The following is a 15,516-nucleotide window of genomic DNA, read 5'->3' as shown; positions in this document are numbered from 1 at the left end:
CGTCTTTATTGGCCGGAAGCCTTCTCCTTCTTGAGTACAGCTTCTTCATCTTCGATAATCCCGAATTCCATCAGCAGCTCTTCCAGCTCTTCCATGGAAATCGGAGTAGGGATGTTCAGCATTTTGTTGTTGAGGATTTTTTCAGCCAGGATTTCATATTCTTTGGCTTGTTGATGTGCAGGGTTGTACTGGGCAACTGTCATTCTGCGCAGCTCTGCATGCTGAACGACGTTATCGCGGGGTACAAAGTGGATCATCTGCGTGTTCAGACGGCGGGCAAGCTCCGTAATCAGCTCATCTTCACGGTCAGTGTTACGGCTGTTGCAGATCAGTCCGCCCAGTCTCACGCCGCCGCTTGTGGCATATTTCAGGATACCGCGTGCGATGTTGTTGGCCGCGTACATCGCCATCATTTCACCGGAGCAGACGATGTAAATCTCCTGCGCCTTGCCTTCGCGGATAGGCATTGCGAAACCGCCGCATACAACGTCGCCCAGTACGTCATAGGATACGAAGTCCAGATCCTGATAAGCGCCTTCCTGCTCCAGGAAGTTAATGGCTGTAATGATCCCGCGCCCTGCGCAGCCTACGCCCGGTTCAGGTCCGCCGCACTCTACATTGATGATGCCGCCGAAGCCGGTCTGCAGCACATCTTCGAGTTCAAGATCCTCTACGGAACCCAGTTCCGCCGCCAGCTGCAGTACGGAGTTCTGGGCTTTGGTGTTCAGAATCAGGCGTGTGGAGTCTGCCTTGGGGTCACAGCCCACGATCATAATTCTTTGTTTGAATTTGGTTGCAAGCTGGGCCAAGGTGTTCTGGGAAGTTGTGGATTTACCGATACCGCCTTTACCGTAGAAAGCGATTTGCCTCATGTTTCAACGTCCTCTCTTATGAAGCTGATATTTTCCAAATTAGAGCTGTTCTTCATGCTCTTGCACCGCGCAGCTCGCGGACCGAAACCGCGGGGGCTGTTCCAATTCACTTTGCCTACAGGTAATACTCCAGGCTCTTGCCGCTGCCGGCAAAGTGCAGGGTTTCCAGAATTCTCGAACGCAATTGAATAAACTCCGGGCTGTTCCGGTCCCTCGGATGCGCCATTTCCACCTCTGCAATCTCTTTGATCTGTCCCGGTCTTGAGGACATCACCACGATCCGGTCGCTGAGATAGACGGCCTCGTCAACATCATGGGTGACCAGAATCATGGTCGTGCCGCGCAGCTTCCACAGCCGGAGCAGTTCATCCTGCAGATTCATCCGGGTAAAAGCGTCCAGCGCCCCCAGCGGCTCATCCAGCATCAGCACCTTCGGCTCATTAATCAGCGCCCGGGCCAGTGAGGCACGCTGTGCCATGCCGCCGGACACCTGATGCGGATATGCATTGCCGAACCCCTGCAGTCCAACCATATCGAGATATTCCTCCGGCTTCTTGCGGTGCTGCCGGTAGATCTTCCGGGCCTTCAGCCCGGCAGCGATATTCTGGCGGATACTCATCCAGGGGAACAGGTTGGCCTGCTGGAACACATACCCCCGTTCATAATGCGTGCCGTGAATGCGCGCTCCGTCAAGGGTAATCTCGCCGGCCGCGCATTCGTCAAGACCGGCAATCAGGCGCATCAGCGTCGTTTTTCCGCAGCCGCTGGGGCCGATGAAGGAGACGAAGGAGCCCGCCGCGATATCAAGATCCACCTCCTTCAGCGCCACAAATTTCTGGCCGGATTCCTCTTCATAGACCCGGCTCACCCCCCGGATTTGCACCGCCCCCCGGACGCCCTCCGCCTGCGACGGCAATTCACTCATTTCACCAGCCCCTTTTGCCACTTCAATACCCGGTCCCTGACCCGGAAAATAATCGCCATCACGATTGAAAAGGTTACCGCCATAATAATGATCGAAGCATATACCTTGGCGTAATTGGACCAGCCCTTGGCCCAGTTGATATACCAGCCGAGTCCCGCTCTGGCTCCAATCATTTCGGAGACCACCAGGGTTGCAAAGGAAATCCCTGTAGCCGTATAAATTCCGCTGAAGATGGAGGGCATCGCTCCGGGAATCGCCACACGGAAAATCAGAAACCGTTCGTCAGCCCCCAGAGTCCGCGCCGCTTCGAAATACGTATTCTGCACATTGGCAATCCCCACGCTTGTCATGAATGCCACCGGAAAACAAACGGCAATCACGATCAGCAGCACTCCGGCATAAAAGCTGGAGGGTACCAGGATCATCGCAATCGGAATCAGCGCCGTCGCCGGGACCACACCCATTACTTTTAGCACCGGAAACATCCAGTAGCTCCATTTGCGGTACCAGCCGATCAATACACCCAGCACAATGCCGATGAAGCTGCCGATCAAAAAGCCGATAACCAGCAGCCGCAGGGAATACGCCGTACTGAGCAGCAGGGTATTGGCATCCTCCACCATCACCTGAATAATCTGCGCCAGCCCCGGCACGAACGGCAGGGGGAGCAGATTAAGCTTCGTCGTCAGTATGTCCCAGACCGTCAGCGTCAGGCCAAGCACCGAATAAAAAGGGGCGCCATAGAGCACCTTCTGCCATCTTTTGCTGCTCAGTCTGCCAATGGAAATACGGATCGCGAAACAGCCGATGAAGGCCAGCAGAACGATCCGGTAAGGCGCAAGCTCTACCTCCTGGCGGGTTGGAAGCACCAGACTCGCGGCCAGGGCGGCACCGAAAGACAAGATGGGAAGTCCGGCCCGCAGCCAGGCAGAAAAGCTTGCATTATTGCGGGTACGGCTGCGGCTGCCCAGCGCCAGATTCCGGTCTACAATACTCATTGCTGCGCCCCAAACACATCATAATAAGCCGATTTCAGAAACGCTTCGGGATCGGTATCCTTTTTGAGAAAGCCCGTTTTGCTGAACTGCTGTACAAAATAGCGGATATCCTCCTGGGCAGCATCGGTTGTGTAATTAAAATGGTAGCTCTCGATAAGATCGGTCACGAGCTTCACATCATCGGTAGCCACATACTTTTTCTCAATTTCCAGCCGGGCTGTTTCTTCAGGATGCTCGGCAATCCAGGCTGTGGCTTTCTGGTAAGCGCGGGCGATCGCGGCGACACGCTCCGGATCTTCCTTAATCTGTTTGCCGGAGGCGTACAGGAAGCAGCAGCTTTTTCCGGCAAAGTTATGATCGGTTGAAATATCGCTCAGCACGGTGTAACCGTCGTTGACCTCTGCCAGCTTGCCGAACGGGTCCCAGGCCGCATATACGTCGATCTCGCCCTTCTTAACCCCTTCCTGCAGCTGATCCAGCGGATATGCGAGCCACTGCACATCCTTCTGCGGGTCCAGTCCGGCATTGGTCACCACAACGCTTGAGACCGCCATCGGCACACCGCCGATTTCATCGACGCCAATTCTTTTGCCCTTCAGATTGGCAGCCGTTTTAATACTCGAGCCGGGCGGAACCACCAGCTTGATGCAGCCGTGATGCAGCCCGCCGATTACCTTAAGGTCAAGTCCCTGCTGGATCGATGTAAACCACACAAAGTCACCGTTGGTCACCGTGAATTCGCCGGTGGTCAGCCCGGTTTTCATCGCATCCATCGAGCCGCTGACCAGTTCCACATCCAGACCTTCTTCGGCAAAAAAGCCCTTCTCATACGCCACATAGCTCGGCGCTCCGCAGACGGCTCCGCTCAGTGCCTGAATTTTGAGCTTGCCGTATTTATAGCCGGCCGGAGCGGCATGGCTGCCGTTCGAGTCCGGGGCATTCCCGGCCGGAGCATTCGCGGCAACAGCCGATTCATTCGCCATCTGATTATGGTTGTTAGATGCATCCGGTTTCTCGGCAGAATTATTGGCACAGGCTGTAACGACCACAAGCGCTGCGGTGACCAGCAGAACCGCCGGCAGTTTTTTCTTGTTCTTCATTCAAGTCTTCCTTTCTCAATTGGGAAATAATCTCATACCAGAGTTTCTACAAAGGCCTTGGCGAAGGCCTGCTCCAAATCCTGAATCAGGTCTTCCGCGTCCTCCAGACCAATGGAGAGCCGGATAGTTTCCGGCGTTATCCCCGCTGCCGCCTGTTCTTCGGGGTTCAGCTCCCCGTGCGTGGTTTTGGGGGAATTGATAATCAGCGATCTGGCATCCCCCACATTGGCGTGGTAGCTGAACAGCTCCACCGCATTCAGGAAGGTTCTGCTCTGTTCCTCGCTGCCCTTGAAGCCGAAGGTAAAGATCGAGCCGGCTCCCTTCGGGAAATATTTGTCCGCCAGCGCCTTGTAGGGGCTTCCCTCGGCAGCGGGATGGCTCACCCAGCTCACTCTGTCGTGCTGCTGCAGGTAGTCCACAATACGCAGGGCATTGGCCACCTGCTTGGAAATCCGCTCCGACAGCGTCTCCGTACCCTGAAGCAGCAGAAAGGCATCAAAGGGGCCGAGCGAAGCACCGAAATACGCCAGGTAGCTCAGACGGACTCTTGCTGTAAAAGGGGCCTCCGGGAATACCTCAAGAATGCTCCGCTCCCGGCCGTTCTCTGCTTCCCGCAGCAGATATTGCGGTTCCTCAAAATGCGGAAATTTGCCATTAGCCCAATCGAATTTCCCGTTCTCCAGAATTACTCCGCCGAGGGTAGTCCCATGGCCGCCAATCGCCTTGGTGGCCGAATAAATTACGATATCCGCACCATTGGCAAAGGAATCGAACAGATAGGGAGTTCCAAATGTATTGTCAATCACCAGCGGAATGCCGTTGTCATGCGCAGCCTCTGCAATCGCCTCAATGTCGAGCACCGTGGAATTGGGATTGCTGATGCTCTCGATCAGAATAGCTTTTGTGTCCGGGCCTATCGACCGCCGGAAAGCTTCCGGATCATCGGAATTTTCAACAAAGTCCACATGGACACCGAACTTCGGATACAGATGCTGCAGCGCATCAAACGTTCCGCCATAGAGACGCGGGGTGGTCAGAATCCGGCCGCCGCCTTCCGCCAGGTTCAGCAGCGCATAAGTTACTGCCGCCATGCCGGAAGCTACAGCTACCGCTCCCGTGCCCTTGTCCAGTGCGGCAAGACGCTGTTCCAGTACCGCCACCGTCGGATTGCCGATCCGGGTGTACAAATAACCGGCCTCTTCCATTCCGAACAGCTTCTCGCCCCGCTCCACACTTCCCAAATCATAGGAAGCTGTCTGATAGATTGGCACAGCCACCGCATAGTTATGCTCCCGGGAGTCGTAACCGGCCCGCACCTTCAGCGTATCGAAGCCCAGCTTTTTGTCAGTCATATCCATCCTACTTTCGCTTATTATTTTGGAACTGCCCCGGGTGAAAAATAGGACAGCAGACGTCCATATTTCACCAGCGAGGATTCGATTTCATCCTTCGTCACAACCGCCATAATATCCGCCTTGCGCAGCACCTCCTGAGGAACCGTACCAATGCCTGCACAGAGCAGGATCTGGCAATCTCTCAGCAGCTCTATGGTTTCCTTCAGAATGCCTGCCCCCTCATCCTCCCCGGCGCATGCGGCGGTACCATTGCAATATGCCTGAATCTTGCGGACCCCCAGCAGCCGTGCTGCTTCTCCCTCTACCTCATAGACCAGAAATTCTTCGGCATGGCCAAAATGCAGATTGACCCTGCCTCCGCCTCTTGTCGCAACGGCAATTCTTACTCCGCCGCTGCCGGGAGCAGCATATTGCCGCCGGTCTCTGCGAAGCTGCAGCTTATTATCCAGTCTCTGCAGCTCATTTTCCCGCTCTTCCAGGGTGTATACCGGCAGGCCCGACAGAACATCGCCTCCGCGGTCTTCACCCAGAAGCCCTACAGCATCGGCGCGGCATTGGCGGCAGTGCCGCATAACCGGCATCACCCGCGCAGATTCTTCTTGAACCCTCAGCGTCAGCTCAGGGTCCGGCGCCTGCCGGCCGTCCCGTTCGAAGCGGCTGCCCGGTGAAATAATGAGCGGCATAATATTATGCGAGGACCCTCCTGCTTCCTTCACCACCCGGCTTACCTCCGCCAGATGTTCGTCGTTAATGCCGGGAATCAGCACGGAATTAACTTTAACCTTAATACCGAGCGCCGCAACTGCGCGGATTCCCTCCAGCTGGCGGGAGATCAGAATTTCTGCCCCGGCCTCTCCGCGGTACGCCTTGCCCCGGTAATATATAGAATGATAGATTTGCCCTCCGACCGCCGGATCTACGGCATTCATCGTAACCGTTACATGCTGTATGCCGTATTCCACAATCTCTTCCACATAATCCGGAAGCTTCAGGCCGTTGGTGCTGAGGCACAGCTGTAAATCCGGCATTTCCCGGGACAGCAGCCGGAAGGTCTCAAACGTCTGCACCGGATTCGCCAGCGGATCGCCCGGTCCGGCAATGCCGACCACCGTCAATTGCGGCAGAACCCTAAGTGTATCCTGCACTTTGGCGTAGGCCTCTTCGGGAGACAGCACACGGCTGACCACACCCGGCCGGCTCTCGCTGACACAGTCGTATTTGATGTTGCAGTAATTGCAGTTAATATTGCATTTCGGTGCAACCGCTACGTGCATTCTGGCGAACACCTCGTGCGCCAGCTCGTCATAGCAGGGATGCCGCTCAGGGTTCTGCAGCTTGGCTACTCCTTCCAGTGCCTGCATGCTACACACTCCCGGCAGCAGTCGGAACGGCCAGGCCAGACTCCAGTGCAACCAGCTGCTTGCCCCAGTCCGCCGCCCACTGCCGCAGCTCCTGGGTATCCAGCGGAGCCGGCACCTTGGATACGGTATGATCGGCTATTTTTTGAGCCAATCTGCGGTACACCTTCGCCTGCTCTGAATCCGGCGCTGCTTCAATCGTTGTCTTCCCCTGCAGTTCGCTCTGCGTTACCGTCACGGAACGCGGCACATATTCCACCACCTGCGTATCTGTACGCTTCACAAAATCATCCACAATGTCCCTGGCATAAGGCGCATTGATCGAATTGGCAATTACGCCGCCAAGCAGCGCGCCGCCTTCCTGAGAATATTTCTGTATGCCTTTAAATAAATTGTTCGCCGCATAGATAGCCATGAAATCCGCCGAGGTTACCGTGTAGACATGCTCCGCAATGCCTTCCCGCACCGGAACCGCAAATCCGCCGCAGACCACGTCGCCGAGCACATCATAAATGACAAAATCCAAATCCAGCTCCTCGAATACCTTTTGCTGCTTCAGCAGGGAAACCGAGGTAATGATGCCCCGGCCTGCGCAGCCAACCCCGGGTGCCGGTCCCCCCGCTTCCACGCAGTAAATGCCGTTGAAGCCTTCAAAGATCACATCCTGCGCTCTTACGGTATGATTGTCCCGCAGTGTATCAAGCACCGTCGGTATGTATTCTCCGCCACGCAGCGTATTGGTGGAATCGCTTTTCGGATCGCAGCCAAACTGCATGACCTTGTAGCCGGCGACCGACAAGGCAGCGCTGATATTCGAGGTTGTGGTCGATTTGCCGATGCCCCCTTTGCCGTAAATTGCGATTTGCTTAATTTTTTTGGTCATGGATGACACTCCTTTGCTGATATGAGTCATTACTTCAGAATGGATTCCCGGCCCGAACGCAGAAAAGAGGTCAGGCGCTCCAGCGCCTGTTCTATCGGGGATTGTACAGCCATGGCCTGTATTCCCCTGTCGTGCAAAACCGCTCTCGCCCCCGGACCGATCTGGCTGACGAGCACGAAGGCGCAATCGGCCAGCACTTCTGCTGCTGTCTGCAACTGATTGGCGTCATGGCCTCCTTGCCCCGCACTTCTCCGTTCAGTGCTCCGGTTCTCAATCTGGCTGTACGTTCCGTCCGTCTCAATCTCATAGATTAAAAAGCGGCTGCATCTGCCAAAATGCTCATTGATCACATAACCATCGGAGCTGCCAACAGCTACCTTCCAGCTCACCTGCATTCCCTCCTATTCTTTCGAAAATACACAAAGAGGCCAAACCGCTCACCTCTTCTGGTGCTTGGCTTGGCCTCCGGATTGTGGTCCAGTCGGCCCAATCTCGCAGATGCTCTATTCTCTTGGTGTGCTCACTCTGGTTGAAGCATCGGCAATCATGTGATGTTATTCACATTTTTAGCGAAAAGAAAAGGCCGGCTCAGTCCCCTTCCAGCGGAAACTGATACCGGCCTGCGGTTAACCGCTCGGCTAAATTAACAAATACCAATAGATTTACTTTGTATTAATATACCTAAGGAATCCGCAAAGATCAATCCCTTAAATAGTGAAGGTTTTGTGAGCATTTGCCGCAGTTCCGGATCTGGGGCGGACAGCTTTACTCCTTAAGCGGGTCTGTGTGGATATCTATATCGGGCGCCGTGTGCACCCAGCGAGAGAACGTTACTGCCAGTCCGGCACGGGTAGGAGCGCAGACAAACGGACCTGCCTTTTTCCCCTTCTCATACGGAAACCTGGCCACCCGGATCGTGCGCCATGGATGGGTCTCTGTTCTGGCCCTGATCACTACTGCATCATTCAGCCGCGAGGCCCGGAGCGTGACCACCTCGCCGGCCCACTCCGGTACAGGGGACAACGACCAGTCCGAATATCCGTCCGTCACCACCGCACCGATATGCGGCACACCATCGTTCAGCTCAATCCCGGCTTTGATCCAGACCGTGCTGTTGTACCACAGCATAATTCCCGCCTGGTCATACAGCTCTGTAAACCCCTGCAGGGAAAAGCTTACTTCTACCGCTTCACGGTCCTCCCAAGGAGCCAGCAGCGCATGCCCATTGTCGTGCTGAAAGCCGTACATCGTTTTCTGCCAATAGTCACTGCCTTCCGCTGCTTCCACAACGAATAGCCCGTCTTGAACCTTAGCGGAAGCCGGCTCATTGCTCCAGATTCCGCTCTGCCAATCCACTGTTTGCATCACATGGACACCTCTTCCTTCCGCTTGTTCATCACTGCGTTAATCTTCTCCGAGCTTATCAGCATTACAGCAATATATCCCACAAGCATGAACGGAAGAATCACAAAGGAGCTGCGGGCGGCAATCCAGCCCAGCAATGGAGGCAGAAATGCGCCCCCGGTATACGCCATCGCCATCTGATAGCCCATAATTCTCTGGGAATGCTCCTTGCCGAAGCGCGCGGGTGTCTCATGCAGCATACAAGGAAAAATGGGTGCTGAGCCCAGCCCGACCAGAATAAAGCCAATCAGTGAATACACAGCCGGGAGCGGCAATACCAGCAGCAGCGCGCCAAGCAGCGAGACCAGAATGCCGGTACGGATCAGCTGGCGGTTATTGAAACGGAAGGTAACAAAACCCGTGACCAGCCTTCCTGCGGTAATCCCCCCGTAATAGAGAGACACCCAGCCCGCAGCGGTCGCCGCCGACAGCTCCTTAACATTAACGAGGAAGCTGCTGCCCCAGAGTCCAAGTGTGGCTTCAATCCCGCAGTAAAAGAGAAAAGTTATCATCGCCAGCTTCACGCCCTTGATCCGCAGCACTCCAGCTCCCGGAACCTGCGGCGATATAACTTCCTGCCGGACTTCTGTTGCTGCTGCCCTCCCGCCTGCTGCTTCCGCCCGCTTCCAGAGCGGCAGGGCAACGAACAGCAGCACAACCAAGGCAAACTGAATCAGGCTGACCGCCAAATATCCTTGACGCCAGGAATCGCCGGCGGCAATATAACGCGACATAATAATCGGTCCAAGCATCGCCCCAACACCCCAGAAGCAGTGCAGCCAGCTCATGTGATGGGCTTTGTAATGGGTGGCAACATAATTGTTCAGCCCGGTATCAATGGAGCCTGCACCTAGCCCGAGCGGCAGGCAAAGTACTGCCAGCCAAAAAATCGAAGGCGAATAAGCAAAGCCGAGCAATGCAAGTGCCGTCACAGCCACGCTGATAAAAGTAACCTTGCCCGTGCCCAGCTTGTGCAGCACCGCACCGCTTGCCAGGCTGGAGACGATGGTCCCTGCGACAACGATCATGGAGAGCAGTCCCGCCGCATCCACCGGAGCCCCATAATCCGGGCGCATCATCGGCCAGGCTGCTCCCAGCATCGAATCCGGCAAGCCGAGGCTGATAAAAGCCAAATAAATTATAATCAAAAAAATTGTAGCCATCGATGTCTGCCACCTATCCGTCAGATTTAGTCAATTGCAGTCCCGTCTCCAATGTTGCGAGCGTAGAAACGATCATGCCGTTCAAGTAATCTGCGGCAAAGCTCCTGCTAAGCAAGATGTCCGGAACCATATCCGGCAGCAGCAGCTCCGCACATTGTTCTGAAATGCCGCTCAGATATTCCTCCTGCAGAAAACTTCCGTACAGCACCACTGCATCGGGGTTCAGCACACTGCTGACCGCTGCCGTCAGCCTGGCAACAGCCTCAGTCAGCCTCGCCGGAGAAGACTGCCACTCACTGCTCCGCCAGGAGATGCCCAGCGGAATGTTGGCCACTTCACCGGCAAAGCCGCTTCTCCCTTTATGGAGCTTGCCGTTAATAATAATTCCCGCCCCGGGCGGAAAGCGGTCGGGAAAGTATAAATACACGGCTGAAGCCTCCCGTCCCGCCTCTGCTCTGCTGCAATGGCCGATTGCTGCAGCATTCACATCGTTTTCGATAATGATCCGCTTCATGTAGCGCTGCCTGAAATGCTCCGTCACAGCAACCCCGCGCAAGGCATCATAGTCTGATACCACCAGCCTGCCATCCGCTTCTGCACCGGGCAGTCCGAACCCGATAGCCTCTATAGCGGGAAACTGCTTCAGCGCTTCATCAATGATGTGTTCGAAGCAGGCCAAATCAACCTTCGGCACAGGCGTACTGGCTTCATGCAGACAGCGTCCGGAGAGTGTAACCACCGTATTGAGAATGCTGATTCCCCCCTGCTCTTCAAAAGGGAACATAATCAGCGCCAGCGCATGCTCATCATTGTATATATACTGCTGGGCCGGTCTCCCTCCGCTGGAGGCAATTTGCCCCGCCTCCAGCACCTCGTTCTGCCGGACAAGCATTTCAAGCACTGAACCGGCTGTAACGATGCTGAGTCCCGTATCCTCGGCAATTTGCCGTTTGGTGGCTTGTTTCCGCTCCCTCAGAACACGCCGCACCAGGTTGATATTTACCTCTTTAATGACCAGGGCATTGCCCACAATGTTATTCATTTCCGCTCACCCCACTTATTATAATACTTTATAAAAGTATTTTAATAAATATTTTTTTCTGCCCAAGTGGAAAAAGTGAACCACATTCTCCCCGCAACCCCTTTTCGCAAGCAAACTCTTCCGTCCATTTAAGTGGCCAAATTTCACTTCAATTACTCCACTTCCCTGCCCTCGTGATCTCGGTTAACCCCCCCTGCTTTCGCACTTCCTCCTGCAAAACATTTAACGTAACCCGGGGAGGTACTTCTACTCTTTTACACAAACTTCTTGACGCTGCCCATTTAACCCCGCAGGTGCAGCGAGACTACCACGCATTTTAACTTATCCCCCAATTTATACACACCTTATCCATAGCAAAAGAAATTCATAATTTCTTAAAATAACAATAAGTGCAAAGAGCTGCGCCGTCCTTGACCGGGCAGCGCAGCTCTTTGCAATTCAGGTGTAAGGCTGGCTGCTGAAGCCAGGCGGGAAGCCAAGTGGATAAGGTCACTTCATATTCCCCCAGCCGCTTTTTCGCAAGGGTTAGTGGGAAAAGAATCACTAATCGATCCGTTTCTCTCCCTTACAGAGGAATACGCCTGCATTAAAATGAACTTGAAACATTCATAAAAAGGGCAGCCATTTTAGTGGTAAAAAGGATAACTAAAGTAGCGCATTCGGATTCCGGATCATCCCTAGTGGGAAAAAGTACAACTAATCCGGCTGAAATCAGCCGTATGGGGGGAACGGGCCTCCTTGAAGTGTACAAAATCCCACTAAAGCCCGTTAGATCCAAAATTCCAGCCTATTAGTGTTACTTTTTACACTTCGCTTCAGTCCCCTATGAATCTCTTCCTTGCGTTCCATCAGCTTTTTATAAATTCTTATCTTTCAAAAAAGCCCGGCAGATAATCTGCCAGGCCCGTGTCTTATATAGGAATGAGTACAGATGCTATAGATCTTACAAATCCGGATGCTCGTGTTTGGCTTTGAGACGGTTCCAGCGGCGCTGCACTTCGTCCTCGAAGGCATGCAGGGCAGGCTCGTTCTCCGGCTTCAGCAGATGCTTGGTTTTGCCCATTGTCTTCAGCCATGCGGAGACCTCAACACGTTTGTCCTTGTCTTCCGGATTGTACGTAATTGTCGTCGTGCCCTGCTCTACTTCATAGAGCGGGAAGAAGCAGGATTCTACCGCCAGCGACACAATGTTCGTGCCTTCCTTGTCTTCTGTCATCCAGTTGAGCGGGCAGGCAATCAGAATCTTGCCGTAGACCAGGCCTTCGTTCTGTGCGTACCACTGGGCTTTGGCGGCCTTCTTGAGCATATCCTGCGGATAAGCCTCGCAGCCGGTAAATACGTAAGGAATATTGGTAGCCGCCATAATCTGCGCGGTATCCTTATGCTGGGTTACTTTACCCTGCTGTGTCTTGCCGATGCTGGAGGTTGAGGTACGGTGTCCCAGCGGCGTGGAATACGATTGCTGTGCGCCTGTATTCATGTACCCTTCGTTGTCGTACTCGACAATAATCATTTTGTGTCCGCGCAGGGCTGCTCCGATAGCCGGCCCCATACCGATGTCCATACCCCCGTCACCAGTAACCATAACAAAGGTAAAGTCTTCCTGCAGGCCAAGTCCATCCAGCTCTCCGCGGCGTTTGCGTTCCCAGAACATTTCCACGACACCGGACAGCGTAGCTGCACCGTTCTGGAACAGGTTGTGGATGAACGTCGATTTATGGGCGGAATAAGGATAGCCGGTAGTTGTAACCATCGCACAGCCTGTATGGTACAGCGCTACAATGTCCCCTTCAATTCCTTTGAAGAACAGCTCCAGTCCGGAGAAAATACCGCAGCCCGGACATGCGCCGTGTCCCGGAGACATGCGTCTTGGCTTCTTCATCAGGCTGCGGATCGGCGGAACCTTCACACTGAGCCTGCCGGTCTCTTCATCCTGCTTGACGGTAATGAGACCCGTCTTCAACGATTCGAAATTCATCGGCTTCAACAGGCGCTTAGGAGCTTTCTCCGGAGTGCCCGGATTGTGGCCGTAGTAATCAAACGGAATTTCCACACGGTCAGCAACAACAGCATCCATTGCCAGCTGGAAGAAATGATGTCCGTCTTCGGCATAGAAATCCTTGCCGCCCAGGCCATAGATGCGGCTGATGACCTTAGTGGTGGTGTTGCCGTAAGTGAACAATGCTGCTTTGATTTCGTTGACCATGTTGCCGCCGTGTCCGCCGACAGAATCCGCGCGGTCACCCACCGTAATAGCCTTCACATTCTTGAGCGCTTCAGCAATTTGCTTCTGCGGGAACGGACGGATCATGTTCGGGGAGATGGCTCCGGCTTTGATCCCTTGCAGACGAAGCTGGTCGACCACATCCTTGATGATTTCCGAAGCGGAATTCATCAGGAATACGGCAACATCGGCGTCATCCATCCGGTACTGCTCAATCATCGGATAGTGGCGTCCGGTCAGCTCGGAGAATTCCTGGGCGATTTCTTCAAATACTTCAGCGGCATTGTACATGGCCACAGACTGCTGGTAGCGGTTATTGATATAATCCGGTTCGTTCATGTACGGGCCTACGGTAACCGGGTTATTGCGGTCCAGCGTGTCTGTGAAGCCGACTGGCGGCTGCTCGCCTACGAACTTATGAACATCCTCGCGGTGGGCAAAAGCCTGCACACGGCGCTTCTGGTGGGACGTGAAATAACCGTCAGATGCCACCATAACCGGAAGGCGGACCTTGGCATGCTCAGCCAGCTTCAGGGCCATCAGGTTCATGTCATAGACGGACTGCGGATCACGGCACATCAGAATCGGCCAGCCTGTATTCAGGGCAAAATATAAGTCGGAATGGTCGCCATGGATATTCAGCGGACCGGAGATCGAACGGCAGATCAGATTCATAACCATGGGCATGCGCGTACCTGCTTGTACAGGCAATTGCTCCAGCATATACATATAGCCCTGGGCGCTGGTTGCGTTGAACACGCGGCCGCCCGCAGTGGATGCTCCGTAGCAGATCCCGGCGGAGCTGTGCTCGCCGTCGGAAGGAACAAGCATGATATCATGCTGTCCGCTGGCTTTCATGGTATCCAGAAACTGGGCAACCTCAGTGGAAGGCGAGATTGGGAAATAACCCATTACATGATAGTTGATCTGATGAGCGGCGTAAGCCGCCATTTCATTACCGGATTCATATAGAAACTTCTGCTCCACTTTGGCGGAGCCTATTTCTTTTTCATAATCGATTGCCATTATTCATTCCACCCTTCTTCCCGTATTAGGCCAGTGTAACCAGATCAAATTGGTGGTGCGCCGAATGGCTGTCTGCATAGCCTTCCTTCTCACGCTGGCTTGACAGTGCCGAAGTCGGGCACGCGCCTACACATTTCAGGCAGCCCTTGCAATATTGATAGTCGATGCCCTGCAGGAACATTTGCGAACGGCCCTTGCGGTCAATCCGCTCCTCCCATACAAAGCACTGATCCGGACAGACGGTATCGCACTGCGCGCAGTTGATGCATGACTCGTTCTCATAGACCGGGATCATCCCGGAACGCGAAATGCTCAGGTTCTTCAGGAAGGTGCCGCCGGGATCGATAATTGTGCCGCCGATCGGCTGTGTGTCGTAACCCAGCACACCCATATCGGAGCGGACATATTCAGGCATGCTGTCCCCTGGGGCCAGCTCAAACTGCATAAACTTCACTTCATTATAGCCGCGGTCAAATGTCGTAATGGCCGACTGTACTGCCTGCGGATATTTCTTGCCCAGGGATTTCTCAATAACACCCTTCATGGTTTCGGTATCAAGGAATGGACAGAGCCGGAACAGCGCGCCCAGCATCGCCATGTTTACACGGTTCTTCTCTTTCAGTGCAATGCTTGTAGCATCGATCACGGCAATGGTTCCGGCCTTCATCTTCAACAGCTCTTTCAGTTCCTCCGGCGTCTTGGCTGAATTCACCAGTACCGTACTGTGCTCAAGAATACCGCTGGTGACGTTGACCGTCTTGGCCAGCGCTTCATGGAACACACCCACTACATGCGGGCGTTCTACCGGCGACGTATCGCGGATATGAGTGTTCAGATCGCAGAAGCGGATATGCGCCTTAACGGCAGACCCCTTCTTCTCCGAGCCGTAAGACGAGAAACTTACACCGTTCAGACCCGCACCGACTACTCCCGCTTCCGCGAGCATCTTGCCTGCCAGGTTCGCGCCCAAGCCTCCAATGGACTCCAGACGAATCTCGAAAAATCCGAGATCGTTAACGATTGGTAATTGTACCACCGACATAACCCCTTTCTAAGTGTCAAGTAGAATAACATCCCATATGACTTTTTCAAAAATTGTAACTTGATTTTGCCTGTCGCGAAGTGACAAATCTTGCATTTTCCATCGTACTGGAATCACAATTCTT

13 protein-coding genes are annotated in these 15,516 nt (G+C 54.1%); all 13 read right to left on the bottom strand.

Annotation, left to right across the window (positions count from 1 at the left end):
• Positions 1–5: 5 nt before the first annotated feature.
• The gene (nifH, locus tag HYD27_RS03030; protein WP_219211326.1) at positions 6–872 is read right to left on the bottom strand and encodes a nitrogenase iron protein; all 867 of its coding nucleotides are present in this window, start codon (positions 870–872) and stop codon (positions 6–8) included.
• 115 nt (positions 873–987) lie between these two features.
• Positions 988–1,797 carry an ABC transporter ATP-binding protein gene (locus HYD27_RS03025; RefSeq protein WP_219211324.1) on the bottom strand — a complete coding sequence of 270 codons (810 nt, stop codon included), beginning with the start codon at positions 1,795–1,797 and terminating at the stop codon, positions 988–990.
• On the bottom strand, positions 1,794–2,795 hold the full coding sequence (locus HYD27_RS03020; RefSeq protein WP_219211321.1) for an ABC transporter permease: 1,002 nt from the start codon (positions 2,793–2,795) through the stop codon (positions 1,794–1,796). Before HYD27_RS03020 ends, HYD27_RS03025 begins: the two co-directional genes overlap by 4 nt.
• Entirely contained in the window at positions 2,792–3,895 is a 1,104-nt protein-coding gene (locus HYD27_RS03015; RefSeq protein ID WP_219211312.1) for an ABC transporter substrate-binding protein, read from the bottom strand. Before HYD27_RS03015 ends, HYD27_RS03020 begins: the two co-directional genes overlap by 4 nt.
• 32 nt (positions 3,896–3,927) lie before the next feature.
• The gene (locus HYD27_RS03010) at positions 3,928–5,247 is read right to left on the bottom strand and encodes an O-acetylhomoserine aminocarboxypropyltransferase/cysteine synthase family protein (RefSeq protein WP_219211311.1); all 1,320 of its coding nucleotides are present in this window, start codon (positions 5,245–5,247) and stop codon (positions 3,928–3,930) included.
• A gap of 20 nt (positions 5,248–5,267) precedes the next feature.
• Positions 5,268–6,611 carry a nitrogenase cofactor biosynthesis protein NifB gene (nifB, locus tag HYD27_RS03005; protein ID WP_219211309.1) on the bottom strand — a complete coding sequence of 448 codons (1,344 nt, stop codon included), beginning with the start codon at positions 6,609–6,611 and terminating at the stop codon, positions 5,268–5,270.
• Between the two features lies 1 nt (position 6,612).
• Complete coding sequence (nifH, locus tag HYD27_RS03000; RefSeq protein WP_219211307.1) at positions 6,613–7,491, bottom strand: nitrogenase iron protein; 879 nt, start codon at positions 7,489–7,491, stop codon at positions 6,613–6,615.
• A gap of 29 nt (positions 7,492–7,520) precedes the next feature.
• Positions 7,521–7,880, bottom strand: a complete 360-nt coding sequence (locus tag HYD27_RS02995) for a NifB/NifX family molybdenum-iron cluster-binding protein (RefSeq protein WP_219211303.1) — start codon at positions 7,878–7,880, stop codon at positions 7,521–7,523.
• A 376-nt stretch (positions 7,881–8,256) separates the two neighbouring features.
• Positions 8,257–8,856: a DUF1349 domain-containing protein gene (locus tag HYD27_RS02990; protein ID WP_219211941.1), complete on the bottom strand. Its 600-nt coding sequence runs from the start codon at positions 8,854–8,856 to the stop codon at positions 8,257–8,259.
• Entirely contained in the window at positions 8,856–10,058 is a 1,203-nt protein-coding gene (locus tag HYD27_RS02985; protein WP_219211301.1) for an MFS transporter, read from the bottom strand. The genes HYD27_RS02990 and HYD27_RS02985 overlap by 1 nt, the downstream gene beginning before the upstream one ends.
• 13 nt (positions 10,059–10,071) lie before the next feature.
• Positions 10,072–11,100: an ROK family protein gene (locus tag HYD27_RS02980; protein ID WP_219211299.1), complete on the bottom strand. Its 1,029-nt coding sequence runs from the start codon at positions 11,098–11,100 to the stop codon at positions 10,072–10,074.
• A 943-nt stretch (positions 11,101–12,043) separates the two neighbouring features.
• Complete coding sequence (locus tag HYD27_RS02975) at positions 12,044–14,350, bottom strand: thiamine pyrophosphate-dependent enzyme (RefSeq protein ID WP_219211296.1); 2,307 nt, start codon at positions 14,348–14,350, stop codon at positions 12,044–12,046.
• A gap of 25 nt (positions 14,351–14,375) precedes the next feature.
• The gene (locus HYD27_RS02970; RefSeq protein WP_219211293.1) at positions 14,376–15,386 is read right to left on the bottom strand and encodes a 2-oxoacid:acceptor oxidoreductase family protein; all 1,011 of its coding nucleotides are present in this window, start codon (positions 15,384–15,386) and stop codon (positions 14,376–14,378) included.
• Positions 15,387–15,516: the final 130 nt, after the last annotated feature.

It is taken from the genome of Paenibacillus sp. S150 (assembly GCF_019352175.1).
Classification (GTDB): Bacteria; Bacillota; Bacilli; order Paenibacillales; family Paenibacillaceae; genus Paenibacillus_AQ.
Note: the sequence above shows the minus strand (reverse complement) of the source record. Positions and strands in the feature narration are given on the sequence as shown.